This window comes from Pseudomonas sp. Leaf129, from assembly GCF_001423465.1.
GTDB classification, from domain to species: domain Bacteria; phylum Pseudomonadota; class Gammaproteobacteria; order Pseudomonadales; family Pseudomonadaceae; genus Aquipseudomonas; species Aquipseudomonas coleopterorum.
The window spans coordinates 104,315-128,925 of record NZ_LMOC01000009.1 but is presented as its reverse complement, the minus strand read 5'-3'; the positions used below and the strand labels follow the sequence as shown (position 1 = coordinate 128,925).

The 24,611-nt window shown below is 61.8% G+C and carries 21 protein-coding genes; 13 read left to right on the top strand and 8 right to left on the bottom strand.

Annotated elements, in window-relative coordinates:
• Nucleotides 1-30: 30 nt before the first annotated feature.
• The 3 genes from rfbC to rfbB are packed head-to-tail and all read right to left on the bottom strand — an operon-like array spanning nucleotide 31 to nucleotide 2,527.
• A complete protein-coding gene (gene rfbC / locus ASF66_RS16915) occupies nucleotides 31-576 on the bottom strand; it encodes a dTDP-4-dehydrorhamnose 3,5-epimerase (protein WP_056844687.1) in 546 nt (181 codons plus the stop codon).
• Nucleotides 573-1,448 carry a glucose-1-phosphate thymidylyltransferase RfbA gene (rfbA, locus tag ASF66_RS16910; RefSeq protein ID WP_049861434.1) on the bottom strand — a complete coding sequence of 292 codons (876 nt, stop codon included), beginning with the start codon at nucleotides 1,446-1,448 and terminating at the stop codon, nucleotides 573-575. The genes rfbC and rfbA overlap by 4 nt, the downstream gene beginning before the upstream one ends.
• The gene (gene rfbB / locus ASF66_RS16905; protein WP_049861433.1) at nucleotides 1,445-2,527 is read right to left on the bottom strand and encodes a dTDP-glucose 4,6-dehydratase; all 1,083 of its coding nucleotides are present in this window, start codon (nucleotides 2,525-2,527) and stop codon (nucleotides 1,445-1,447) included. Before rfbB ends, rfbA begins: the two co-directional genes overlap by 4 nt.
• 232 nt (nucleotides 2,528-2,759) lie before the next feature.
• On the opposite strand from rfbB, the gene ASF66_RS16900 reads away from it, so the two are divergent.
• From ASF66_RS16900 to ASF66_RS16885, 4 genes are all read left to right on the top strand, one after another.
• Nucleotides 2,760-5,672, top strand: coding sequence for an aminotransferase (locus ASF66_RS16900; RefSeq protein WP_056844686.1), 2,913 nt, complete (start codon nucleotides 2,760-2,762; stop codon nucleotides 5,670-5,672).
• 101 nt (nucleotides 5,673-5,773) lie between these two features.
• Nucleotides 5,774-6,880: an agmatine deiminase gene (gene aguA, locus ASF66_RS16895; protein ID WP_056844685.1), complete on the top strand. Its 1,107-nt coding sequence runs from the start codon at nucleotides 5,774-5,776 to the stop codon at nucleotides 6,878-6,880.
• A gap of 270 nt (nucleotides 6,881-7,150) precedes the next feature.
• Entirely contained in the window at nucleotides 7,151-8,440 is a 1,290-nt protein-coding gene (locus ASF66_RS16890; protein WP_049861430.1) for an OprD family porin, read from the top strand.
• A gap of 247 nt (nucleotides 8,441-8,687) precedes the next feature.
• A complete protein-coding gene (locus ASF66_RS16885) occupies nucleotides 8,688-9,611 on the top strand; it encodes a CAAX protease (RefSeq protein WP_056844684.1) in 924 nt (307 codons plus the stop codon).
• Between the two features lie 159 nt (nucleotides 9,612-9,770).
• On the opposite strand, the gene ASF66_RS16880 is transcribed toward ASF66_RS16885, so the two are convergent.
• On the bottom strand, nucleotides 9,771-11,030 hold the full coding sequence (locus ASF66_RS16880) for a cation:proton antiporter (protein ID WP_049861429.1): 1,260 nt from the start codon (nucleotides 11,028-11,030) through the stop codon (nucleotides 9,771-9,773).
• Between the two features lie 103 nt (nucleotides 11,031-11,133).
• Complete coding sequence (locus tag ASF66_RS16875) at nucleotides 11,134-12,300, bottom strand: MFS transporter (protein ID WP_056844683.1); 1,167 nt, start codon at nucleotides 12,298-12,300, stop codon at nucleotides 11,134-11,136.
• A 269-nt stretch (nucleotides 12,301-12,569) separates the two neighbouring features.
• On the opposite strand from ASF66_RS16875, the gene ASF66_RS16870 reads away from it, so the two are divergent.
• Nucleotides 12,570-12,956 carry an MAPEG family protein gene (locus ASF66_RS16870; RefSeq protein ID WP_056844682.1) on the top strand — a complete coding sequence of 129 codons (387 nt, stop codon included), beginning with the start codon at nucleotides 12,570-12,572 and terminating at the stop codon, nucleotides 12,954-12,956.
• Between the two features lie 57 nt (nucleotides 12,957-13,013).
• On the opposite strand, the gene ASF66_RS16865 is transcribed toward ASF66_RS16870, so the two are convergent.
• The 3 genes from ASF66_RS16865 to ASF66_RS16855 form a co-directional block, all read right to left on the bottom strand.
• Nucleotides 13,014-13,421, bottom strand: coding sequence for a DUF1090 domain-containing protein (locus tag ASF66_RS16865; RefSeq protein WP_056844681.1), 408 nt, complete (start codon nucleotides 13,419-13,421; stop codon nucleotides 13,014-13,016).
• 252 nt (nucleotides 13,422-13,673) lie between these two features.
• A complete protein-coding gene (gene metK, locus ASF66_RS16860; RefSeq protein ID WP_049861425.1) occupies nucleotides 13,674-14,867 on the bottom strand; it encodes a methionine adenosyltransferase in 1,194 nt (397 codons plus the stop codon).
• A gap of 12 nt (nucleotides 14,868-14,879) precedes the next feature.
• Nucleotides 14,880-15,881 carry an ArsR/SmtB family transcription factor gene (locus ASF66_RS16855; RefSeq protein ID WP_056844680.1) on the bottom strand — a complete coding sequence of 334 codons (1,002 nt, stop codon included), beginning with the start codon at nucleotides 15,879-15,881 and terminating at the stop codon, nucleotides 14,880-14,882.
• A 192-nt stretch (nucleotides 15,882-16,073) separates the two neighbouring features.
• Here ASF66_RS16855 and tkt point away from each other — a divergent pair, with 192 nt between their 5' ends.
• The 8 genes from tkt to ASF66_RS16815 all read left to right on the top strand — a co-directional run bounded on the left by tkt (nucleotide 16,074) and on the right by ASF66_RS16815 (nucleotide 24,527).
• Nucleotides 16,074-18,071, top strand: coding sequence for a transketolase (gene tkt / locus ASF66_RS16850; RefSeq protein ID WP_049861423.1), 1,998 nt, complete (start codon nucleotides 16,074-16,076; stop codon nucleotides 18,069-18,071).
• Nucleotides 18,072-18,199: 128 nt separating this feature from the next.
• The gene (gene epd, locus ASF66_RS16845; protein WP_049861422.1) at nucleotides 18,200-19,255 is read left to right on the top strand and encodes an erythrose-4-phosphate dehydrogenase; all 1,056 of its coding nucleotides are present in this window, start codon (nucleotides 18,200-18,202) and stop codon (nucleotides 19,253-19,255) included.
• Nucleotides 19,256-19,269: 14 nt separating this feature from the next.
• Complete coding sequence (locus ASF66_RS16840) at nucleotides 19,270-20,433, top strand: phosphoglycerate kinase (RefSeq protein WP_049861421.1); 1,164 nt, start codon at nucleotides 19,270-19,272, stop codon at nucleotides 20,431-20,433.
• 27 nt (nucleotides 20,434-20,460) lie between these two features.
• Nucleotides 20,461-20,682: a hypothetical protein gene (locus ASF66_RS16835; protein WP_056844679.1), complete on the top strand. Its 222-nt coding sequence runs from the start codon at nucleotides 20,461-20,463 to the stop codon at nucleotides 20,680-20,682.
• Nucleotides 20,683-20,761: 79 nt separating this feature from the next.
• The gene (locus ASF66_RS16830) at nucleotides 20,762-20,974 is read left to right on the top strand and encodes a hypothetical protein (protein WP_049861419.1); all 213 of its coding nucleotides are present in this window, start codon (nucleotides 20,762-20,764) and stop codon (nucleotides 20,972-20,974) included.
• A 47-nt stretch (nucleotides 20,975-21,021) separates the two neighbouring features.
• Nucleotides 21,022-21,348 carry an MliC family protein gene (locus ASF66_RS16825; protein ID WP_056844678.1) on the top strand — a complete coding sequence of 109 codons (327 nt, stop codon included), beginning with the start codon at nucleotides 21,022-21,024 and terminating at the stop codon, nucleotides 21,346-21,348.
• A 103-nt stretch (nucleotides 21,349-21,451) separates the two neighbouring features.
• Nucleotides 21,452-22,516 carry a class II fructose-bisphosphate aldolase gene (fba, locus tag ASF66_RS16820; RefSeq protein WP_049861417.1) on the top strand — a complete coding sequence of 355 codons (1,065 nt, stop codon included), beginning with the start codon at nucleotides 21,452-21,454 and terminating at the stop codon, nucleotides 22,514-22,516.
• Between the two features lie 253 nt (nucleotides 22,517-22,769).
• A complete protein-coding gene (locus tag ASF66_RS16815) occupies nucleotides 22,770-24,527 on the top strand; it encodes a hypothetical protein (protein WP_056844677.1) in 1,758 nt (585 codons plus the stop codon).
• The last annotated feature ends 84 nt before the right edge of the window (nucleotides 24,528-24,611 follow it).

The following is a 24,611-nucleotide window of genomic DNA, read 5'->3' as shown; positions in this document are numbered from 1 at the left end:
GACATGCATCGCGACGTTGCCACAGGCCGATCACGGAAACACGTCGGCCTCTTCCAGGCGCTTGCCGGCCAGGTCCTTGGCCGAGAGCGATGGCGCTGTATCCAGCTGCCAATCGATTGCCAATTGCTCGTCATCCCACGCGATGCTGCGTTCCGAAGACGGATCGTAGTAGTCGGTGGTCTTGTAGAGGAATTCGGCGTACTCGCTCTGGACCACGAAGCCGTGGGCGAAGCCCGGCGGAATCCACAGCTGGCGGTTGTTCTGCGCGGACAGCTCGACGGCCACCCACTTGCCGAAGTTGGGCGAACTGCGGCGGATGTCCACCGCCACGTCCAGCACTTGCCCTGCAACCACGCGCACCAGCTTGCCTTGGGCATGCTGCACCTGATAGTGCAGCCCGCGCAGCACGCCACGGGCCGAGCGCGAGTGGTTGTCCTGGACGAACGGCAGGTCGATGCCAGTCGCTTCCTTGAAAGCCCGTGCATTGAAGCTTTCGTAGAAGAAGCCGCGCTCGTCACCGAAAACCTTCGGCTCGATGATCAATACATCGGGCAGTTCGGTAGCGATCACGTTCATCGGGTTTCTCCGGCCAGCGCGTACAGGTACTGGCCGTAGCCGGTCTTGCCGAAGTACTTGGCGCGTACCAGCAGCTGTTCGCGGTCGATCCAGTGGTTCTGGTAGGCGATTTCTTCCAGGCAGGCCACTTTCAGCCCCTGACGGTGTTCGATGGTCTGCACGTATTGCGAGGCATCGAGCAGGCTGTCGTGGGTACCGGTGTCGAGCCAGGCGAAGCCACGGCCGAAGCGTTCGACGCGCAGGTCGCCGCGTTCCAGGTAGGCATTGTTGACGTCGGTGATTTCCAGCTCGCCGCGCGGCGAAGGCTGGACGTCCTTGGCGATGCGCACCACGTCGTTATCGTAGAAGTACAGGCCGGTGACCGCGTAGCTGGACTTGGGCTCGGCCGGCTTTTCTTCGATGGACAGTGCGCGACCGTCCTCGTCGAACTCGACCACGCCGAAACGCTCGGGGTCCTTGACCCAGTAACCGAACACGGTAGCGCCGGTAGGGTGCGCCGAGGCGCGCTTGAGCTGATCGCTGAAGTGCTGGCCGTGGAAGATGTTGTCGCCCAGGATCAGGCACACCGGGTCGTCGCCGATGAATTCCTCACCGATCAGGAACGCCTGGGCCAGGCCGTCCGGCGCCGGTTGTTCGGCGAACTGGATGTTGATCCCGAACTGGCTGCCATCGCCCAGCAACTGGCGGTATTGCGGCAGGTCCTGGGGCGTGGAGATCAGCAGGATCTCGCGGATGCCGGCCAGCATCAGTACCGAGATCGGGTAGTAGATCATCGGCTTGTCGTAGATGGGCAGCAACTGCTTGGAAACACCCAGGGTAATAGGGTGCAGGCGGGTGCCGGAGCCCCCGGCCAGAACGATACCTTTCATCATGCGATCAAGTCCTTAGGTTCGGTGAAGCCCAGGCGTTCACCTTGATAACTGCCGTCCTGCACGCGACGACACCATTGAAGATTGTCCAGATACCACTGCACGGTCTTGCGCAGGCCGGTCTGGAAGGTTTCCTGCGGGACCCAGCCCAGTTCGCGCTCGATCTTGCTGGCATCGATGGCGTAGCGCAGATCGTGGCCCGGGCGATCCTTGACGAAGGTGATCAGGTCGGCATAGTGCGCCACACCGTCCGGACGCTGCGGTGCCAGCTCATCGAGCAGGCCGCAGATGCTGCGCACCACGTCGATGTTCTTCTGCTCGTTGTGGCCGCCGATGTTGTAGGTCTCGCCGACAACGCCTTCGGTGACGACCTTGAACAGGGCGCGGGCATGGTCTTCGACGTACAGCCAGTCACGCACCTGCATGCCATTGCCGTACACCGGTAGCGGCTTGCCGGCCAGGGCGTTGAGAATCACCAGCGGAATGAGTTTCTCTGGGAAGTGATACGGGCCGTAGTTGTTCGAGCAGTTGGTGATCAGCACCGGCAGGCCGTAGGTGCGCTGCCAGGCGCGTACCAGATGGTCGGAGGCTGCCTTGCTGGCCGAGTAGGGCGAGCTTGGCGCGTACGGCGTGGTTTCGGTGAACAGGTCGTCCACGCCATGCAGGTCGCCATAGACCTCGTCGGTGGAAATATGGTGGAAGCGGAAGGCTTCGCGTTCGGCTGCGGGCAGCTGCTGCCAGTAGCCACGGGTGGCTTCGAGCAGGGCATAGGTGCCGACCACGTTGGTCTGGATGAACTCGCCCGGCCCGTCGATGGAGCGGTCGACGTGGGATTCGGCGGCCAGGTGCATGATCGCGTGGGGCTGGAAACGCGCCAGTACGGCGGCGACCGCTGCCTGGTCGGCGATGTCGGCCTGGACGAATTCGTAACGGCTGTCGTTGGCGATTTCGGTCAGTGATTCGAGGTTGCCGGCGTAGGTCAGCTTGTCGAGGTTGAGAACTTCGTGCTCGGTGTTGGCGATCAGGTGCCGAACCAGTGCCGAGCCGATGAAACCGGCGCCGCCGGTGATGAGAATGCGCATGTCGAAAGCCTTCTTCCTTAGCTGACAAAGATTCGTTGCAGCCTAGCTTGTGTGGATGGGCGCGGCGGTGCAAGCCCGATTGGTTAAACGAATGTGCAGCATGGTTGTGCAGCATGGTTCAGTAGCCACCGGCCTGCGCGATCGCGTCGCGTCAGACAACGTTGCCGATGGTGGAAATGTCGCGCGGCGAACCGCTACAGTACTTGCAAATCAGGCCATCGAGGTTTCACTCATGCCGCTCGACTCGCTCGTGCAACGTGCCAGTCTTCCCAACCCCGTGGTGAGTATCGAACAGGCGCAGGCATTGTTGTTCGAGCACTACGGCCTGCAGGGCCAGTTGTACAGCCTGGGTAGCCAGCAGGACCTGAACTTTCGGGTCGAAAACCCACAGGGCCGCTGGGTGTTGAAGTTCTGTCACGATGAGGGAGCCCGTCAGGCACTGGCTGCCCAGCATGCCGCGATGCTGCATCTGGCCCGCAGTGGCCTGTCAGTGCCTCATGTGCTGCTGGCGACCGACGGTCGCGACACCGTGGCCGTGACGCTCGGCCAACAGCGCCTGCAGATGCGCGTGTTGAGCTATCTGGAAGGCCAGCCGCTGACCCGTCTCAAGCACCTGGGGCCCGAACCGATCGCCCGCATCGGCAGATTGTGCGGCGAGGTGGACCGCGCCTTGATCGACTTTCAGCACCCAGGCCTTGCGCGCACGCTGCAATGGGACCCGCGCCACGCGCATAAGTTGCTTGATCGCCTGTTGCCGACGCTCGATGACCCACGGCAACGTGGCCGTGTGGTTGAAATGGCGTTCGAGGCCCAGCGTCGCCTGGGGGAGGTGGGCGCCGATCTGCCGATGCAGGCGGTGCACCTGGACATCACCGACGACAACAGTGTCTGGCAGCGCGATGTGAATCTGCACTGGCAACTGGCGGGTCTGATCGATTTTGGTGATCTGGTGCACACCTGGCGTGTGGCGGACCTGGCGGCAACCTGCGCCGCGCTGCTGCATCATGCCCATGGCGATCCGTTCGCGATGTTGCCGGCAGTGACGGCCTATCATCAGGCCAATCCGCTGAGCGAAGCCGAGTTGCGTGCGCTGTGGCCGTTGGTGGTACTGCGAGCGGCGGTGCTGGTGACCAGCAGCGCCCGGCAGTTGAGCGTGGCGCCGGATAACGACTACATCCGGGCCAATGTCGAGCACGAGTGGGAGATCTTCGACATAGCTACCGCAGAACCATTCGAATTGATGGAAGCGGCAATTTTCAGCAGTGTGGGTCGAAGCATACCCGAATCTTCAAGCGATGGCATATTGCCGTTGTTCGTCGGCGTGACGCACTCGACAGTTTGCCCCGTGGATTTGAGCGTGCTCAGCGAGCATTTCGCGGACGGCAATTGGGAGCAAGCGAATATCGACGAACGGCTGCTGATCAATGCTGCAGCGGTCGGTGGCTGGGCCTGCACCCGGTATGGCGAGTTCCGCCTCTCGCGTACCCGCATCGACACCTGCTCGGCATCGGCGACCTGCGCACTGCATGTGCAGGTCCAGGCGCCGCCGGGCACATCCCTGCAAGCGCCCTGGGCTGGCACGCTGCGGCGACTGGCCGATGCCAGCGTGGTGCTCGAAGGCATCTTCGCGAGCCTGCACCTGTGGGGGCTCGATTGTCCTGGCCCAGCCGGGACGGTGCTGGCGGCGGGCGCCCCGCTGGGTCAGGTCGACGGTTCGCTGCTGGTGCAACTGTGCCGCATTCCCGAGCTGAGTCCGCCGCTGTTCTGTACGCCGGCGCGGGCAGCAGTCTGGCAGCGTCTGTGCCTTTCGCCGGCGCTTGTGCTGGGCATCGATTGCGATGCGCCGCCACCTCCGGACGCGGACCTTCTGCTGCAGCGGCGCGACGCCAGCTTCGCGCGTTCGCAGAAGCATTATTACCAGGCGCCGCCGCAGATCGAGCGCGGCTGGCGCAACCACCTGATCGACATGCACGGCCAGGCGTATCTGGACATGCTCAACAACGTCGCGGTACTTGGCCATGGGCATCCGCGCATGGCCCAGGTGGCGGCGCGACAATGGTCGTTGCTCAACACCAACTCACGTTTTCACTATGCCGCGATCGCCGAGTTTTCCGAGCGCCTGCTGGCGTTGGCCCCCGAAGGGTTCGATCGGGTGTTTCTGGTCAACAGCGGCACGGAGGCCAACGACCTGGCGATTCGGCTGGCCTGGGCGGCCAGCGGTGGCCGTGACATGCTCAGCATGTTTGAGGCCTACCATGGCTGGTCGGTGGCCACCGATGCCATTTCCACCTCCATCGCCGACAACCCGCAGGCCTTGAGCACGCGTCCGGACTGGGTCCATCCGGTGATGGCGGCCAACAGCTACCGCGGCACCTTCCGCGGCGCCGACAGCACCGCGGGCTACGTGCGTAGCGTCGACGATACCTTGCATCGATTGGATGCGCAGGGGCGTCAACTGGCCGGTTTCATCTGCGAGCCGGTGTACGGCAATGCCGGTGGCATCGCCCTGCCCGAGGGGTACCTGCAACAGGTCTACGAACGAGTCCGCGCCCGCGGAGGCGTGTGCATCGCCGACGAAGTGCAGGTCGGCTATGGCCGACTCGGCGAGTATTTCTGGGGGTTCGAACAGCAAGGCGTCGTGCCGGACATCATCACCATGGCCAAGGGCATGGGCAATGGTCATCCATTGGGTGCGGTGATCACCCGTCGCGAGATTGCCGAGGCGCTGGAGGCCGAGGGTTATTTCTTCTCGTCGGCCGGTGGCAGCCCGGTGAGTTGCCGCATTGGCATGGCGGTGCTCGACGTCATGGCCGAAGAGGGATTGTGGGAAAACGCGCGGGTGGTCGGCGGACACTTCAAGGCCCGCCTGCTGGCCTTGCTCGATGAGCATCCGCTGGTAGGTGCCGTGCACGGTTCCGGCTTCTATCTGGGCCTGGAGCTGGTGCGCGACCGCCACAGCCTGGAGCCGGCGACCCAGGAGACGGCGCTGTTGTGCGAGCGGCTGCGGGAACTGGGTATCTTCATGCAACCCACCGGTGACTATCTGAACATCCTCAAGATCAAGCCACCGATGGTGACTACCCGGCAGAGCGTGGACTTCTTCGTCGACAGCGTGGCGCGGGTGCTGGACGAAATGGCCTGCTGAATCAGTCGCTGGCGCGCCCTGCGGCGGGTGTGTTTCACGATCCGCCCGACAACCTGTAGAGTGCGCCCATACCTTTTCATGGACCACCGGAGCCCTGACCCATGACCACGCTCGACAGTACCCCTCGCGCCGACGGTTTCCACATGCCGGCCGAATGGGCACCCCATACCCAGACCTGGATGCTGTGGCCCGAGCGCCCGGACAACTGGCGCCTGGGTGGCAAGCCGGTGCAGGCGGCGCATGTCGCCCTGGCCAAGGCCATCGCGCGTTTCGAACCGGTCACGGTCGGTGTGTCTGCCGGGCAATACGACAACGCGCGCGCACGCCTGGACGTGCCCAACATTCGCGTGGTCGAGATCAGCAGCGACGATGCCTGGATGCGCGATACCGGGCCGACCTTCGTCGTCGACCACGGTGGCGAAGTCCGCGGCGTGGACTGGGCCTTCAACGCCTGGGGTGGCTTTCTGGGCGGACTCTACGCGCCCTGGAACCGCGACGAGCAGGTCGCCAGCAAGGTCCTGGACATGGAACGCTGCCAGCGTTATCACACCCACGGTTTCGTGCTCGAGGGTGGCTCCATCCACGTTGACGGCGAAGGCACGCTGATCACCACCGAAGAGTGTCTGCTCAACCGCAATCGCAACCCACACCTGGACCGCGGCCAGATCGAACAAATCCTGGCCGATCATCTGGCAGTGGAGAAGATCATCTGGCTGCCCGACGGCCTGTTCAACGACGAGACCGACGGCCACGTCGACAACTTCTGCTGCTACGTGCGCCCCGGTGAAGTGCTGCTGGCCTGGACCGACGACGCCAGCGACCCGAACTATCCGCGTTGCCAGGCCGCTTTGCAGGTGCTGGAAAACAGCGTCGATGCCAAGGGCCGGGCGCTGGTAGTGCACAAGATGCCGATTCCCGGGCCTCTCTACGCCACTCAGGAGGAATGCGACGGCGTCGACCTGGTTGCCGGCAGCCAGGAGCGTCATCCGTCCGTGCGTCTGGCCGGTTCCTACGTGAACTTCCTGATCGTCAACGGCGGCATCATCGCCCCAAGCTTCGACGATCCGCTCGACGGCGAGGCGCAGGCCTTGCTGCAGAAGCTGTTTCCAGAGCATGAAGTGGTCATGGTGCCAGGCCGCGAACTGCTGCTCGGCGGCGGCAACATCCACTGCCTGACCCAGCAGCAGCCGGCACCTGTGCGCGGTTGAGTTGGCCTGAGTCGCCCTGAAAAGCCCGGCCTGATGCCGGGCTTTTTCATGGGCGTTATTCCATCGCGAGACCTTCTTATAGCCACAAAGTTTCACGAAATTTTGACTTTTGTTGTCCCCCATCGCTAGGATCCGACCCCGCACACGGATCCTCATAGACCCTGCCCCACCGTTCGAACGCCTGTTGCAGAGCGCTGCGCAGGTCGCACGAACGACGGAAAACAAGCGGGTGGTCGTGTAGCGTCCTCACTGGTGATTAGGGAAAACAAGATGTTGAACAAGAAATGGGCTGTCCTCGCCCTGGGCGTGATGGCGGCTACCCAAGCCATGGCCAACGAGCAGGCCGATGCCAAGGGTTTCGTCGAAGACAGCCACCTCAATGTACTGCTGCGCAATGCCTATATCAGCCGTGACTACAAGCATGGCGGGCAGGACAAGGCCGAGTGGGGCCAGGGCGTGATCGCCAAGTTCAACTCCGGTTTCACTCAGGGCACGGTTGGCGTCGGCGTCGATGCCTTCGGTCTGTATGCTCTGCGCCTGGATGGCGGCACCGGTCGCGCCGGTGCTGGCGGCATCGACTTCTTCAAGCGTGGCGGTACTTCGGATGATCCGAGCAGCGCCCCCCACGACCTGGCCCGCGCCGGGGCCGCGGTGAAAGTGCGTATCTCCAACACCGTGATCAAGTACGGCGATCAGATGCCAGCACTGCCGGTGCTCAACTTCGACGATTCACGCCTGTTGCCGGAAAGCTTCACCGGCACCCTGATCACCTCCAAGGAAATCGACGGCCTGGTGCTCAACGCCGGGCGCTTCACCCAGGAAGCGCGCAAGAGCGCCGAAGCCCGCGACAGCGGCGGCCTGAAGAAGATCGACGTGTACGGCGGTAGCTACCAGTTCACCGACAGCCTGACCGGTGCCTTGTATGCCTCGGATGTCGAAGATCGGCTGAAGAAGCAGTACATCAACCTCAACTACGTGCTGGCCCTGCCGAGCGAGCAATCGCTGACGTTCGACTTCAACGGCTATCGCTCGCACCTGGACAAGGACTACGCCAGCACCTTGGGCACCGGCCGCGACAACAAGATCTGGAGCCTGGCCGCTACCTGGGCCTTCGGCCCGCACTCGCTGACCCTGGCACATCAACGCAGCACCGGCGACACTGGCTACAACTACGGTTTCTACCAGAACGCCGGCGGTGTGGGTGACGGTGGCTCGACCATCTTCCTGGCCAACTCGTACTGGTCGGACTTCAACGCCGAAGACGAAGTCTCCTGGCAGTTGGGCTACGGCATCGACTTCCGCACATTCGGCGTGCCGGGCCTGACCTACAAGGTGGCCTACGTGCGTGGCGACAACATCCGCACCCCGACCGGCGACGGTCAGGAGCGCGAGATCTTCAACCAGCTCCAGTACGTGGTACAGAACGGCCCGGCCAAGGACCTGACCCTGCGCCTGCGCGGCTCGTGGCTGCGCACCTCGGACAACGTCCGTGCCTCGGGCTACAACGACGACGGCAACGAAGTACGCGCCTTCGTCGAGTACCCGATCAACATCTTCTGATGTCGACCCGGCGCTGAACAAGAACCCCGCATTCGCGGGGTTCTTTGTTTTGTGAGTACGCATGCGCCAGAAACGAAAACCCCGGCTCGAGGCCGGGGCGGGTGTTTCGTGGTCTTTGCAGTGAGTCGTAAGCTGTCGCCAATTGGAGCTCACTGCCAACCTGTGTACCGATGCTACGGCCGGTTGACACACGTGTCAACCCATCGATATACAAGGGAAAAAACGCGTTGCCAGAAGGAAGCTGAGCATGCCGCATACCGTCCAATACCGACCTCTGCTGATCGATGAGCTGATCAGTGCACACCGAATTGCGAGCTACAGCAGGGTATTTTCCATAAGAAGCGACTCAGAGCTGGTAGGCGCCTATTTATGGAATTCGCACGTTTGTGCGGCGCTGTATCCGTTGCTCGGGGCAGCGGAGATTACCCTCAGGAATGCTATCGATGTGGCCTTGACGGCGGACCTGGGAAAGTTCTGGTGGAGAAAGGGTACGCTGAGATTCAAGAGTTACACGCCTGGGACTTCAAAGGAACCGTATCCGGTAAGTCATTTGGCCGGGAATTTTGCGTCGGCTTACAACGCCGCACAGCGTGAGCGTTCCAGGCGAATCGGCAAGACGTTCAAAGGCGCTCCGGATCACCATGAGATCGTTTCGCAGACCGATTTCTCGACGTGGGAATTCATCCTCGAAAGCGAGTACATGGGGAACCACCTGATTTGGCCCAAGCATCTGGGTGCGGTCTTCAGAGGAGAGTGGCCCACCACGGCCGCCGCGAGCATGCTCAAGCAATGCAGGGAGCGTGTCTCTCTTGTCCGACACTTTCGAAATCGGATTTTCCATCACGAGCCGGCATGGAAACGCTCTGGAATCACCAATGAGCGGCAGGCAGTGACTCACCTTCATGAAAAAATCGCCAGGATAACGCAGCTGCTTTCCTGGATATCGCCCGAGAAAATCGATCTTCTGGAAAAGTGTGGTGCTATCAGAAATGCTTACCGCGCGTGTTCATTGGACGAGATCGAGAGGTTCAAATACCGGTCGAAAACCACAACCATCAACAGCATGCCCAAGCTTGTCAGAGTCGCGCAGGCTGCCAGTGATCACGATGGTGTCATGAAAATCGCAGTTTATGGCAAGCGCAGAGCGATCTACACCTTGCAACCTTGTTAAAGGCTGCTCGAGCTTCATCCAGCGCGCTCAACGTCGAAGGCATCTCATCTTGGTGTGCAGCACGTACCGTCTACGCGGTCTTCATCGACAGGGTAGGACAGCCGGACCGGCAAGTTGCTACTCGCACGTGTGGGCTGTCGCTATCCTTGTGTCATTGAATCAGTGCTCGCGCACTGCCTGCGTGTCGGGTTCGCGGGTGACGGCCTTGACCAGCTTGCCGATGCTCAGGCCTTGCAGCAGGATCGAGGACAGCACGACGATGTAGGTGATGCTCAGCAGCAGGTCGCGCTCCGGGCCGATGGGCAGGGCCAGGGCCAGGGCGACCGAGACGCCGCCGCGCAGGCCGCCCCAGGTGAGCACGCGAATGGTGCCGCGCGGGACGCTGCGAAAGCGCCGCAGCAGCAGAATCGCCGGGGCCACGGTGAGCAACCGCGACAGCAGGATCGCTACGGCGAGCAGGGAGGCCGCCAACAGGTGCAGCCAGGAGAACGGCAGCAGCAACAGCTCCAGCCCGATCAAGGCGAACAGCAGGGCGTTGAGGATGTCGTCGAGCAGCTCCCAGAAACCGTCCATGTAGCGCCGGGTCATGTCGTTCATCGCCAGGTTGCGTCCCAGGTTGCCGATGATCAGCCCGGCCACCACCATCGCGATCGGCGCCGAGACATGCAGCTCGGAAGCCATGGCCGAGCCGCCGATGACCAGCGCCAGGGTCAGCATGACCTCGACCTGGTACTGCTCGATGCTCTTGATCATGCGGTAGACGATGTAGCCGATCAGGCCGCCGAACAGTACGCCGCCCACTGCTTCATGCAGAAACAGCATGGCCGTCGCGCCGACGGTGGGGGTTTCGCCCAACTGGGCGATGCCCAGCAGGACGGTGAACACCACGACTGCCGTGCCGTCATTGAACAGCGATTCGCCGACGATGGTGGTCTTCAGTGGCTTGGAGGCGTTGGCCGTACGCAGTACGCCCAACACTGCAATCGGATCGGTCGGTGATATCAGGGCGCCGAACAGCAGGCAATACAGGAAGCTGACGTGCCAGCCGAACAGGCCGAAGATCCAGAAGGCCAGGGTGCCGATCACGAAGGTGGCGATCAATACGCCGAAGGTGGCCAGCAGACCGATGGGCCAGCGGTAGTTGCGCAGGTCAGCCAGATTCACGTGCAGCGCGCCGGCGAACAGGAGAAACGACAGCATCCAGTTCATCAGCAGGTCGCCGAAGTCGATCTGGTTCATCAGTGCTTCGACGCGATCCTCGAGGCCTGGGTAGCCGATGAAACTCAGGCCTTGCAGGATCAGCGAGAACATCAGGGCGGTGACCATCACGCCGATGGTCGGCGGCAGGCCGATGAAGCGGAAGTTCACGTAGGTGAGCAGTGTGGTGAGGCAAATGAATGTCGCGACTATCTCGAGCATCCGGGCTCCCTGGGTCAGATGGTGAAGATCTATCGATAGAGGGCGCCTATCAAGCGCCCTGCTATGGTTGGATGTTGCCGCATGCCCGCACGGCACACTTCATTTATCCCGCAGCGTTGACCGCCACTGGCCGTCGCTGCCAATAGATGAACACCAATGCCAGGGCAAGCGTACCCAGACCGGTGATGGCGCCGGTCCAGGGCAGGTCCACCAGCGGCGCACCACTGGCCACGACCAGGCCGCCGACCCAGGCGCCTGCTGCGTTACCGAGGTTGAAGGCGCTCTGGTTCAGCGTCGATCCCAGGTTCGGCGCCTCGTGCGCCTGGTCGATGATGAGCAATTGCAGGATAGGGCACAGCGCGAAGGCGAACACGCCCCAGGCCAGCAAGGTGATCGCGGCCGGGATCAGCGAGCCGCTGGTCTGGGTGAACAGGGCCAGGATCAACACCACCGCGATCGCCATGCCCAGCAACGAAGGCAACAGGCGTGAGTCGGCCAGACGCCCCCCGAGCATGCTGCCGATCGTCAGGCCGACGCCGAACAGCAGAAGCATCACGGTGATGCCGTGGGCGCTGACGCCGGTAACGTCCTGCAGGATCGGCGCGATGTAGGTGAACACGCTGAACAGGCTGCAGGAGGCCATCGCGCTCATCGCCAGCGGCAGCAACACGTTGGGTTTGCGCAACACGCGGAACTCGCGCGCCAGGTTGCCGCGCTCCATGGGAATGGCCTTGGGCAGCCAGACGATCTGCGCCAGCAGGGCGATGACGCCGATGACCGAAACCGCCCAGAACGTGGAGCGCCAGCCCGCGAACTGGCCCAGAGCGGTCCCCAGCGGTACACCCAGCACGTTGGCCAGGGTCAGTCCGGTGAACATCAGGGCGATGGCCTGAGCTCGCTTGGTCGGCGCCACCAGCCCTGCGGCGACCACCGAGCCGATCCCGAAGAAGGCCCCGTGGCACAGGGCCGTGATGACCCGTGCACCCATCAGCGTGGCGTAGTTGGGCGCCATCGCGCACAGCACGTTGCCGACGATGAACATCAGGGTCATGCCCAGCAGGGTAGCCTTGCGTGGCAGGTTGGCAGTGAGCACCGCCAGCACCGGCGCGCCGAACACCACGCCCAGCGCGTAGCCGGTGATGAGCAGGCCAGTGTCCGGGATACTGACGGACAGGTCCTGGGCCACATCGGTCAACAGGCCCATGATGACGAATTCGGTGGTGCCGATGCCGAATGCGGCGACGGCCAATGCAAACAATGCAAGTGGCATACGGATTCTCTCGAGTAGGAGGTGAGTTGCCCGAAGAGGGCATGCGCCAGCCTCCGCATGAGCTGCAGAGAACACGATTTATTGGAATGGGTGCGCAAAAAGCTGTAACGATACAGCGGCGCTCATTATAGGGAGACGGCTAAAGTCGGCAAAATTGATAATTGCAATGGAACTCTGCGCCAGCGAACCTTTCACGGCAGTTGTCCTCTTACTCGGTACCGGCCGTGCATGGGCACCTCACGGTGGACTACTTGGACAAGGAACTCTGTATGACCGTCGCCTTCTGGTGTGTCTTGATCGCGTTGATATTGCCCTACGGTTGCGCGTATATCGCCAAGTTCACGGGCGGCCGGTTCGGCCTGAAGCAGAACCATGATCCGCGCACGTATCTCGATGCCCTCGAGGGCCTGCCCAAGCGGGCGCATGCGGCCCAGTTGAACAGTTTCGAGATTCTTCCCGGCTTCATTGCCGCCGTGGTGATTTCCGATATCGTCGGCAATGCGCAGCAGGTGACGCTGGATGTACTGGCAGTGGTGTTCATCACTTCGCGTCTGCTGTACATCATTTGCTATCTGGCCGACTGGGCGACGTTGCGATCGCTGGTATGGTTCGCCGGATTTGCGATCATCGTCAGTTACTTCTTCGTTTCGATGTAGCCAACACGGTACGGCAGTGACGATGGGTCATTGCGATGACCCGCCGTCGCATGTTCGTTACTTGTCCAGTTCATCCATGGCATCTTGCAGTTCCTTGCGGGCCTCGGCAAGTTTGTCCTTGCGCTTGTTGATCTTCTCCGAATCGCCTTTCTTCATGGCCTTGTCCAGATCGCTCTGGCGTTTGCTGACTTCGCGCTTGGCATCGAGCACCTTGCCTTCACGCTCCTTGCGCAGTCCGTTGTCGGTGCAGTTGTTCTGGATCTCCCGTAGCGCGGTGCTCAGCCCGTCGACCTGGTTTTGATTGCCGTTGGCCTTGGCGATGTCGATCTGCGCCTGTACATGCTGCTGCTTGGCGGCGCAGCCGGTGGCTGCAGGTGCCGAGGCAGGAGCGGCGGGTGCTGCGATTGCCGGGCCGGCCAGCACACCGGCGACCAGTACGGCGCACAGCGAGGAAAACGTGTTCATGGTGACTCCGAGAATGTGATTTTGAATAGTTGACGATGAATTGAAGTAGCTGTCTGTAGGACGCGTCTTATTCACGGCTGGATAGATCGAGAGGGTGCAGTCGCCGGCGACGAGATCCACCTATTGAAGGACCTTTTGCCAGCCAGGTCAAAGCGATCGCGCCCTGATCAGTCCCGCAACGTTGGCGCCGACACGAAAAAAAGCCCCGGCCAGTCGCCTGGTCGGGGCTTTTTACGTGGTGCTGCGAGGCGCTTATTTCAGGCCGGCGGCATCGCGCAGGGCGGCGGCACGGTCGGTGCGCTCCCAGGTGAACGCGGTGAAAGTGTCGTCGCCGACGGTCATTTCCACCGGCGCACGGCCGAAGTGGCCGTAGGCTGCGGTGGCCTGGTACATCGGGTGCAGCAAGTCGAGCATGGTGGTGATGGCATACGGGCGCAGGTCGAAGTGCGCGCGTACCAGCTTGACGATCTGCTCATCGCTGATCTTGCCGGTGCCGAAGGTGTTGATCGAGATCGACGTTGGCTGGGCCACGCCAATGGCGTAGGACACCTGGATCTCGCAACGCTCGGCGAGGCCGGCGGCGACGATGTTCTTGGCCACGTAACGACCGGCGTAGGCGGCCGAGCGATCGACCTTGGACGGGTCCTTGCCGGAGAAGGCGCCGCCGCCGTGACGAGCCATGCCGCCGTAGCTGTCGACGATGATCTTGCGCCCGGTCAGGCCGCAGTCACCCACCGGGCCACCGATGATGAAGTTGCCGGTGGGGTTGATGTGGAACTGGGTGTCCTTGTGCAGCAGTTCGGCCGGCAGCACGTGTTTGACGATCAGCTCCATGACGCCTTCGCGCAGGTCGGCGTAGGACACGTCCGGGTTGTGCTGGGTCGACAGCACCACGGCGTCGATACCCACGACCTTGCCGCCTTCGTACTGGCAGGTGACCTGGGACTTGGCATCGGGGCGCAGCCACGGCAGCAGGCCGGACTTGCGTGCTTCGGCCTGGCGCTCGACCAGACGGTGCGAGAAGCAGATCGGGGCAGGCATCAGCACGTCGGTTTCGTTGCTGGCATAACCGAACATCAGGCCCTGGTCGCCAGCGCCCTGATCTTCAGGCTTGCTGCGGTCCACGCCCTGGGCGATGTCCACCGACTGCTTGCCAATGATGTTCATGACCGCACAGGTGGCACCGTCGAAGCCGACATCGGAGCTGTTATAGCCGATGTCGACGATGACCTTGCGCACGATGTCTTCCAAGTCGACCCAGGCCGACGTGCTGACTTCGCCGGCGATGATCGCCACGCCGGTCTTGACCAGGGTTTCGCACGCCACGCGGGCGAACTTGTCCTGGGTGATGATGGCGTCCAGCACCGCGTCGGAAATCTGGTCGGCGATCTTGTCCGGGTGTCCTTCGGAGACGGACTCGGAGGTGAAAAGGGAGTATTCGCTCATCTCGACGGTTTCCTAAATTGACCGATGGTGAGTGTCGCCAGCCGGCCGCGAGAAATGGCGGACCTGAATCTGGAAACCATTACGTAAGCCCACGTAGAGGCTCTCTCCGGGAACAAGCCCCGCAGCGATGGCCCAACGGGCCAGATCTTCCTGTTCGAACCCCAACCAGAGATCACCGCAGGCCTCTTTGGCCCAACTCTGATTGTGGCTGCACAATTCTGTTACCAAAAGACTGCCGCCTGGCTGCACCCGCTGCGCCAGATGGCCAAGCGCCTGAGCCGGGTCGCTGAAATGGTGCAGGACCATGTTCAGCACCACGCAGTCGGCGCGCAGGCTGGTAGGGGCCAAGGCATCGGCCAGTTCCAGGCGCACGTTGCTCAACTGCTCGCGCAGGCAGACCTGGCGGGCCAGTTCGAGCATCGCCGGGCTGTTGTCCTGCGCCGTGACGTGGGCAAAGCGTCGGGCCAGCTCGGGCAGAAAGCCGCCATCGCCCGGACCCACTTCCAGGGCACTGGCCTGTTGGGCGAAGCTCAGTTTGTCGAGCAGGGCCAGCAGGCTTTCGCGGTACTGCGGCAGGCCGGCGATGAGGTCCTGCTGGGCGCGGAACTTCTCTTCCATGCGCGAGAAGAAGTCTTCGCTGGCCGCGGCGCGCTGGCGCTGCACCACGGCCATGCGCGCCTGCGCCTCGGCCGGCAGGCTCAACCCGTCGACTTCCTCGAGCAGGGCGCTGTGCAGGCGTCCGCCCAGCACACGACCGTTGGGCAGGGCGCGACGATAGAAAATCGCGTTGCCTTCACGCCGTGTGGCCACCAGATCGGCCTGGGCGAGCACCTTGAGGTGATGACTCATCCCCGACTGGCCCACCGCGAAGATCTGCGCCAGCTCCAGCACGCCGAACGAATCGCTGGCCAGCGCGCGCAGCACGTTCAGGCGCAGGGGATCGCCACCGGCCTTGCACAGGGCGGCCAGATCGTCACTTGCCTGATGGTCGAACGCAGGGGCACGAAGGTTCATAGGCTTGGCAGTCTAGAGAGCGACGGGCGGCGTCGCAAGACCAATATCAAAAAGTTTTGATATTGGTTGTGTCCGTTCATGACCCGGCAATTACCGCTCAGGGCAAATGTCCGATTGCCCAATCCCCCGCCGGTGGGGGAAAATGCCCTCCTTTGTTGTATCCCTGCCTACACAGACCCCAGGAGATAAGCGATGCCCAGCCGTCGTGAGCGCGCCAATGCCATTCGTGCACTGAGCATGGATGCCGTGCAAAAAGCCAACAGCGGTCACCCAGGTGCCCCCATGGGTATGGCGGATATCGCCGAAGTGCTGTGGCGTGACTTCCTCAAGCACAACCCGGCCAACCCGGCGTTCGCCAACCGCGACCGTTTCGTCATGTCCAACGGTCATGGCTCGATGCTGGTCTATTCGCTGCTGCACCTCACCGGCTATGACCTGGGCATCGAAGACCTGAAAAACTTCCGCCAACTGCACAGCCGCACGCCGGGTCACCCCGAGTACGGCTACACCCCAGGCGTCGAGACCACCACCGGTCCATTGGGCCAAGGCCTGGCCAACGCGGTAGGTTTTGCGCTCGCGGAAAAAGTGCTGGCAGCGCAGTTCAACCGCGACGGCCACAAGATCGTCGACCACAACACCTACGTGTTCCTTGGCGACGGCTGCATGATGGAAGGCATCTCCCACGAGGTCAGCGCGCTGGCCGGCACTCTGGGCCTGGGCAAGCTGATCGCCTTCTACGATGACAACGGCATTTCCATCGACGGCGAAGTCGAAGGCTGGTTCACCGACGACACGCCGAAACGCTTCGAAGCCTACGGCTGGCAGGTGATTCGCAACGTCGACGGCCACGATGCGGATGAAATCAAGACTGCCATCGAGACTGCACGCAAGAGCGAGCAGCCGACGCTCATCTGCTGCAAGACCACCATCGGTTTCGGCTCGCCGAACAAGCAGGGCAAGGAAGACTGCCACGGCGCGCCACTGGGTGCCGAGGAAATCGCCCTCACCCGCGCAGCATTGAAGTGGAACCACGGCCCGTTCGAAATCCCGGCCGACATCTACAAGGAATGGGACGCCAAGGAAGCCGGCGTGGCCCTGGAAGCCGAGTGGAACCAGCGCTTCGCCGCCTACTCCGCTGCCTACCCTGAACTGGCCAACGAATTCGTGCGCCGCATGAGTGGCGAGCTGCCTGCCGACTTCTCCGAAAAGGCCAGTGCCTACATCGCCGAAGTAGCCGCCAAGGGCGAGACCATCGCCAGCCGCAAGGCCAGCCAGAACGCTTTGAATGCCTTCGGTCCTCTGCTGCCTGAGATCCTCGGCGGCTCGGCCGACCTGGCCGGTTCCAACCTGACCCTGTGGAAAGGCTGCAAGGGTGTCGAAGCGGATGACGCCGCCGGCAACTACATCTATTATGGTGTACGCGAATTCGGCATGAGCGCGATTATGAACGGGATCGCCCTGCACGGCGGCTTCGTGCCGTACGGTGCGACCTTCCTGATCTTCATGGAATACGCCCGCAACGCGGTACGCATGTCGGCGCTGATGAAGAAGCGCGTGATCTACGTGTTCACCCACGACTCCATCGGTCTGGGCGAAGATGGCCCGACCCACCAGCCGATCGAACAGCTGGCGAGCCTGCGCTGCACCCCGAACCTCGACACCTGGCGTCCTGCCGATGCGGTCGAGTCGGCGGTAGCATGGAAATTCGCCCTGGAGCGCAACGACGGTCCGTCGGCGCTGATCTTCTCGCGTCAGAACCTCGATCACCAGGCACGCGATCAGGCCCAGTTGGCCGATATCACTCGTGGCGGTTACGTGCTCAAGGATTGTGCTGGCGAGCCTGAGCTGATTCTGATCGCCACCGGTTCCGAAGTGGGGCTGGCCGTCAAAGCCTTCGACAAGCTGACCGAACAGGGCCGCAACGTGCGCGTCGTGTCGATGCCGTGCACCAGCGTGTTCGACGCGCAAGATGCAGGCTACAAGCAATCGGTCCTGCCGCTTCAGGTCAGCGCGCGCATCGCCATCGAGGCGGCGCATGCCGACTACTGGTACAAGTACGTGGGCCTGGAAGGTCGGGTGATCGGCATGACCAGCTTCGGCGAGTCGGCACCGGCACCGGCGCTGTTCGAAGAGTTCGGCTTCACCCTGGAGAACATCCTGGCCACCGCCGAAGAATTGCTCGAAGACTGATCCACACCCCTGTGGGAGCGGGTTCTACCCGCGAAGAACACAACACGCAGTCATGTGCTGCCGCAGTGTCCTCTTCGCGGGTAGAACCCGCTCCCACATGATCTGAATGACTTCAGGCGTAACTCTCCATGTCTCAGAAACGCCCCTACAGAGTCGCCCTCAACGGTTACGGCCGGATTGGCCGTTGCGTGCTGCGTGCGTTGTGCGAGCGCGGCGCGCAGGCTGACTTCGAGGTAGTGGCGATCAACGACCTGGCCGACATGGCCAGTCTCGAATACCTCACGCGCTTCGACTCGACCCACGGACGTTTTCCCGGTGAAGTCACGGTCGAAGCCGACCATCTGTTGATCAACGGGCGCCCCATAAGGGTCATCCGCAGCGCCACGCCCGAGGCGATCGACTGGGCTGCGCTGGACATCGACCTGGTGCTCGAATGCTCCGGGGCCTACAACACCCGCGCCGACGGCCAGCGTTTCCTGGCTGCCGGCGCACCGGCCGTGCTGTTTTCCCAGCCCATGGCCAGCGAGGCAGATGTCGATGCCACCATCGTGTTCGGCATCAACCAGGACTGTCTCACCGGGCACGAAAAGCTGGTGTCCAACGCGTCCTGCACCACCAATTGCGGCGTGCCGCTGCTGCGCCTGCTGGATCAGGCCATTGGCCTGGAATACGTGTCCATCACCACCATTCACTCGGCCATGAACGACCAGCCGGTGATCGATGCCTATCACCACGAAGACCTGCGCCGCACGCGCTCGGCCTTCCAGTCGGTCATTCCGGTTTCCACCGGCCTGGCCCGCGGTATCGAACGGTTGTTGCCGGAACTTGCCGGCCGGATCCAGGCCAAAGCTGTGCGCGTGCCGACCGTCAACGTGTCATGCCTGGACATTACCCTGCAGATGGCGCGCGATACCTGTGCCGTCGAGGTCAACCGGGTTCTGCGAGAAGCCGCAGGCAGTGGCCCGCTGCAAGGTCTGCTGGCCTACACTGAACTGCCGCACGCCAGTTGTGATTTCAACCACGACCCCCATTCGGCCATCGTCGATGCCAGCCAGACCCGTGTTTCCGGGCCGCGCCTGGTGAACCTGCTGGCCTGGTTCGACAACGAATGGGGCTTCGCCAATCGTATGCTCGACGTCGCGGGGCACTACCTGCGCGTCATGAACAATTCCAAACGAGCTTGAAAGGACTGAACGCAATGACCGTGTTGAAGATGACCGACCTCGACCTGCAAGGTAAGCGCGTATTGATTCGCGAAGACCTCAACGTGCCCGTCAAGGATGGCAAGGTAACCAGCGACGCGCGCATCCTCGCCTCGTTGCCCACCATCAAGCTGGCTCTGGAGAAGGGCGCAGCGGTAATGGTCTGCTCGCACCTGGGCCGGCCCACCGAGGGCGAGTTCTCGGCCGAGAACAGCCTCAAGCCGGTCGCCGAGTACCTGAGCAAGGCACTGGGCCGCGACGTGCCGCTGGTGGCCGACTATCTGGACGGCGTTCAGGTCGAGCCCGGCTCTGTCGTGCTGTTCGAGAACGTGCGCTTCAACAAGGGCGAAAAAAAGAACGCCGATGAGCTCGCGCAGAAGTACGCCGACCTGTGCGACGTGTTCGTGATGGACGCGTTCGGCACCGCGCACCGCGCCGAGGGCTCCACCCATGGCGTGGCCAAGTTCGCCAAGGTGGCCGCTGCCGGTCCGCTGCTGGCCGCCGAGCTGGAGGCACTGGGCAAGGCACTGGGCGCCCCGGCCAAGCCGATGGCGGCCATCGTCGCCGGTTCCAAGGTGTCGACCAAGCTGGACGTGCTCAACAGCCTTAGCGCCATCTGCGATCAGTTGATCGTCGGCGGTGGCATCGCCAACACCTTCCTGGCCGCGGCCGGGCACAAGGTCGGCAAGTCGCTGTACGAGCCTGACCTGCTGGACACCGCGCGCGCCATCGCTGCCAAGGTCAGCGTGCCGTTGCCGGTCGACGTGGTGGTGGCCAAGGAGTTTGCCGAAAGCGCCGAAGCCACGGTCAAGCTCATCGCCGATGTGGCCGATGACGACATGATCCTCGACATTGGCCCACAAACCGCCGAACAGTTCGCCGAGCTGCTCAAGTCGTCCAAGACCATCCTGTGGAATGGCCCGGTGGGCGTATTCGAGTTCGATCAGTTCGGCAACGGTACCCAGGTGCTGGCCAAGGCGATCGCGCAGAGCCCGGCGTTTTCCATCGCCGGTGGCGGCGACACCCTGGCGGCCATCGACAAGTACGGCGTCGCCGAAGACATTTCCTATATTTCGACCGGTGGCGGTGCATTCCTCGAATTCGTCGAGGGCAAGGTCCTGCCGGCCGTGGAAATGCTGGAACAGCGGGCCAAGGCCTGACGCCCTGTGAGTTTCGAGGAGAAACGGATGCTCAAGGCTGCCACGATGGCGTTGGTGATCGGTCTGCTGGCCGGTTGTTCCGGTGCGCCGGCAACCTCGGTTGACGACGAGCCGGCGGCGACCCCTGGAGGCTGTTCGCAGTCGCAGTGGCAGGCCGAAAGCATCCCGGTGGTCGGCAAGCGCATGGGGCCCGAGGCGTTGGAGCGCTACGAGCCGGAACAGCAGGCGCAGGCACCGGGTTGTCCTTGAGGGCAACCAATGGTGCTCGTCAGGGGTCTTCTGTGGTGAGTTTCACGATTATCACCGCCTTTGGCACAAGGAGTTCACCTTGAAGATCGGTTCCGCGACATTCGGTTCGGCCACCCTGCTGGCAGCGGTGCTGTCCAGTGGCTGCATGAGTTCAGGCGCAGGTAGCGCCTGTGAAGTGTTCAGCCCGGTGTCGGTGGTCACGCCCACCACTCAGGATGACCAGCGCGTGCAGACCAACTCCACCGGCGAGGTGGCCGGTTCCCAGAACACGGCACAGAATTGCGGGTCGTAAGCCTGTGCTGCAAGTGGCCGCAGTGCCCCGCGCTCCGAGGTATGTGAATGAAAGGCGGTATGGCGATAATGGTATTGGCGCTGCTGTCAGGCTGCGCCTATATGGACAAACAGATGCCGGTGTCCCCTAATTGGACACGCTGGCAATGTGACAGCCAGGTCGATGTGCAATGGCGCTACAGCGCCGCCGACAAGAGCGCGATGCAAGTGCGCCTGGCGGGCAGCGACAAGGTCTATGCGTTGACTCCTCAGGCCGGTGCCGAGGGTGAATTGTTCAGCGATGGCGTGCTGGCATTCCACAAGAAAGGTGACGAAGGCCTGGTGTACTGGGTCGCCACCGACGATTTGATTGGCCGGGGTTGCAAGGCTCCGTGACGGCTGGGCCTCAGGGCCTGCCCGATGATAGGCATTACTTCAATAGCGGCCGCCTGCGGTGAGCTGCAACGATCAACGACCCTGAACCGGGAGACATATAACAATGGCACTTATCAGCATGCGGCAGATGCTGGATCACGCCGCCGAATTCGGCTATGGCGTACCAGCTTTCAACGTCAACAACCTCGAGCAAATGCGCGCCATCATGGAAGCGGCCGACAAGACCGACTCCCCCGTCATCGTGCAGGCCTCGGCTGGCGCCCGCAAATACGCCGGTGCCCCGTTCCTGCGCCACCTGATCCTGGCGGCGATCGAGGAATTCCCGCACATCCCGGTGTGCATGCACCAGGACCACGGCACCAGCCCGGACATCTGCCAGCGTTCGATTCAACTGGGCTTCAGCTCGGTGATGATGGACGGCTCCCTGGGCACCGACGGCAAGACCCCGACCGATTACGACTACAACGTGCGCGTGACCTCGCAGACCGTTTCCTTCGCCCACGCCTGCGGCGTGTCGGTAGAAGGCGAGCTGGGCTGCCTGGGTTCGCTGGAAACCGGCCAGGCCGGTGAAGAAGACGGCGTGGGTGCCGAAGGCATCCTGGATCACAGCCAGATGCTGACCGACCCGGAAGAGGCGGCTGACTTCGTCGCCAAGACCCAGGTCGACGCCTTGGCCATTGCCATCGGCACCAGCCACGGCGCCTACAAGTTCACCAAGCCGCCCACCGGCGACATTCTGGCCATCGACCGCATCAAGGCGATCCATGCGCGCATTCCCAACACTCACCTGGTGATGCACGGCTCCTCCTCGGTACCGCAGGAATGGCTGGCGATCATCAACGAGTACGGTGGCGCCATCAAGGAAACCTACGGCGTGCCGGTCGAGGAAATCGTCGAAGGCATCAAGTACGGCGTGCGCAAGGTCAACATCGATACCGACCTGCGTCTGGCCTCCACCGGTGCGATTCGCCGCTTCATGGCGCAGAATCCGGCCGAGTTCGACCCACGCAAGTATTTCGCCGAAACCGTGAAAGCCATGCGTGACGTCTGCATCGCGCGCTACGAAGCGTTCGGTACTGCGGGCAATGCCTCGAAGATCAAGCCGATCTCCTTGGAAGGCATGTTCCAACGCTACGCCAGCGGCGAGTTGAACGCGAAGGTCAACTAAGTACTGACTTCATTTAAACCCGCTTCGGCGGGTTTTTTTTGCCCCTTCGAATAAAAGCCGATTCTATCCTTTGAAGGTGAACATGCTCGTCGTCGCTGGCCCAAGTTTCTTGTATCGATGTGGATGACAATAATATAACAGTGGGCGTGCATAACGGTGCATGAGTGATTTGTCAATATGCATAAGTGCTAGCTTAGGCGTGACCATTTTCGAAGATAAGCTCAAACCTCGTATTCACCATTCGAGGTAAGCCATGAAAACTATTGACACTGCAGATATTGAGTCGCCCATATTCGTTGATGAGTGTGAGGTGGATGATTCGCCTGTTCACACTGCGGCGTTGCTGGATGTCAATCCTGCCGACTTGAACGCGGAGGGGAGTCTCAAGCCGTATATAGCCCCTGTCTTTGAAATGCCTGACCTGCTTTCCTATACTTCGAAACTTCCGCTCGACGGTGTTGCCGTTGCGGGAGACGAATGTCCAGAGGTATCCGTTTTTGAACCGGACAGCATCGTAGATGTACAGCCACGTGCCGGTTGGTGTCCGGGTGGGAGTTGGGCGGGTGGCATATGCAATCCACCCAACAACTCTCGTGACGATTGGATGGCTCGCTACTTTTCGTACTGTGTGTTGCCAATCGAGGAGATGATCCTGCCAGGCGCGCACAACGCTGGCTGCGACAAGAAAGCGCCTTATACAGCCTCCAATGAAACCTGCCAGGATGTGCCGCCTTACGAGCAGATGCATGCAGGCATTCGCGCGTTCGATCTGCGCGTTCAGTTCTTTTCCGGCTATGGCGCTGGCGATCCACGCCGTTTCCAGATTATCCACGGCCTCTCGTCAGGGCGTACGTTCAAAGGCGATATACTGGATGCAATCACTCGGTTTCGCGCGGCCAACGGCGGCCGCGGCAGTCGGGAAATCTTTGTGCTCGACGTCCACGAACGCAAGAACTTCACGGATGCCGGCCAGCGCGAATTCATGGAGTTGATTAAAACCTGGGGACGCGAGGAGTTGGTGCCCTACCACCTGCGTGGATTCGCCATCCCTCAACTCATGGCGTTGGGGAAGAAAACGGTAGTTGCCTTGGCCGGCGGTGTCGGGCCTGATTTCTGGCCGCGGGTAGAGCAGCAGTGGATCGGTTATTCAGTCACCGATCCAAATGAGCTGGAACGGTTTGCCAATCGAGCGGTGGCGGAGAAAAAACCGCGCTACGCATTGCGGGCATTGCAGTATCACAAGCATGTACAAGTGTCGTATGTACCTGACGATATCTCGGATCGAGTCATGAGCCGTTCGGCTTTTTCCAATCCAGCGCAAAAGCTTCGAGGTATCTACATATTGAACACCGACTGGGCGCTGCGTCACCGCATGGTGGATAACTGCATTGCTGGCAATTCGGTGCGGCACAGCACCTTCGGCCAATCCCTTTTAATCAGCTCTCCTAACCAAGCTCAAAACCCTGAAATCATTCCGCTGGCGATGTATTGTATTTTCCGCTCGTACGACGGTAATTATCAGGCGCGCTTGGCGGTGACGAAAGCCACTCATCCCATCGACTCCCACCTGGTTTATATAAATGAAGCGACGTGGGGCGTCGATTTTTCAATGAGCAATATCAATGATAATGGAGGGCTGATCAGCCTACGCATGGAAACCGGTGACAGATTGAGCGTGTGGCGTGACAGAAACAGCCCTCTGGGATGGAATATACGCGCACCGCGATACCTGTGCCCCAACGTCGAGATCGCACAGATCCCCACGCCCGTGCGCGGTGACAAGATCACCTACTTCCAGACCGCCGATGCAGCTTGGGCACCGCGCTTGAGGCTACCAGCGACCGCCCACACCGGAGCCGTCATCATCGTGATGTGCAATTCAGCACTGGCGCTGACCGTTCTGGGCGAGCAGATGAATGACAACCAGCCGGTAGCACTCTCGTCGGGTGCGCAATGCGCGTTGGAGTTCATTGGCCCAGGCAAATGGAAACTGATCGGCCAACGCCATTGATCTGTTCTTGAGCGAAATGCAAGCTGTCGGTGGTCCGTTCAAGTCGCCGACATTTGCCGCCTGGCAGCAGGTTGCAATTTCCTG

Coding starts and splice junctions, on each gene's coding strand:
- ASF66_RS16890 (WP_049861430.1), top strand. CDS start 7,151: ATGTTGAACAAGAAATGGGCTGTCCTCGCCCTGGGCGTGATGGCGGCT.
- ASF66_RS16880 (WP_049861429.1), bottom strand. CDS start 11,030: ATGCTCGAGATAGTCGCGACATTCATTTGCCTCACCACACTGCTCACC.
- ASF66_RS16855 (WP_056844680.1), bottom strand. CDS start 15,881: ATGAACCTTCGTGCCCCTGCGTTCGACCATCAGGCAAGTGACGATCTG.
- ASF66_RS16835 (WP_056844679.1), top strand. CDS start 20,461: ATGCTCAAGGCTGCCACGATGGCGTTGGTGATCGGTCTGCTGGCCGGT.
- ASF66_RS16875 (WP_056844683.1), bottom strand. CDS start 12,300: ATGCCACTTGCATTGTTTGCATTGGCCGTCGCCGCATTCGGCATCGGC.
- ASF66_RS16840 (WP_049861421.1), top strand. CDS start 19,270: ATGACCGTGTTGAAGATGACCGACCTCGACCTGCAAGGTAAGCGCGTA.
- rfbA (WP_049861434.1), bottom strand. CDS start 1,448: ATGATGAAAGGTATCGTTCTGGCCGGGGGCTCCGGCACCCGCCTGCAC.
- rfbC (WP_056844687.1), bottom strand. CDS start 576: ATGAACGTGATCGCTACCGAACTGCCCGATGTATTGATCATCGAGCCG.
- tkt (WP_049861423.1), top strand. CDS start 16,074: ATGCCCAGCCGTCGTGAGCGCGCCAATGCCATTCGTGCACTGAGCATG.
- rfbB (WP_049861433.1), bottom strand. CDS start 2,527: ATGCGCATTCTCATCACCGGCGGCGCCGGTTTCATCGGCTCGGCACTG.
- aguA (WP_056844685.1), top strand. CDS start 5,774: ATGACCACGCTCGACAGTACCCCTCGCGCCGACGGTTTCCACATGCCG.
- metK (WP_049861425.1), bottom strand. CDS start 14,867: ATGAGCGAATACTCCCTTTTCACCTCCGAGTCCGTCTCCGAAGGACAC.
- ASF66_RS16885 (WP_056844684.1), top strand. CDS start 8,688: ATGCCGCATACCGTCCAATACCGACCTCTGCTGATCGATGAGCTGATC.
- ASF66_RS16815 (WP_056844677.1), top strand. CDS start 22,770: ATGAAAACTATTGACACTGCAGATATTGAGTCGCCCATATTCGTTGAT.
- ASF66_RS16825 (WP_056844678.1), top strand. CDS start 21,022: ATGAAAGGCGGTATGGCGATAATGGTATTGGCGCTGCTGTCAGGCTGC.
- ASF66_RS16870 (WP_056844682.1), top strand. CDS start 12,570: ATGACCGTCGCCTTCTGGTGTGTCTTGATCGCGTTGATATTGCCCTAC.
- ASF66_RS16900 (WP_056844686.1), top strand. CDS start 2,760: ATGCCGCTCGACTCGCTCGTGCAACGTGCCAGTCTTCCCAACCCCGTG.
- epd (WP_049861422.1), top strand. CDS start 18,200: ATGTCTCAGAAACGCCCCTACAGAGTCGCCCTCAACGGTTACGGCCGG.
- fba (WP_049861417.1), top strand. CDS start 21,452: ATGGCACTTATCAGCATGCGGCAGATGCTGGATCACGCCGCCGAATTC.
- ASF66_RS16865 (WP_056844681.1), bottom strand. CDS start 13,421: ATGAACACGTTTTCCTCGCTGTGCGCCGTACTGGTCGCCGGTGTGCTG.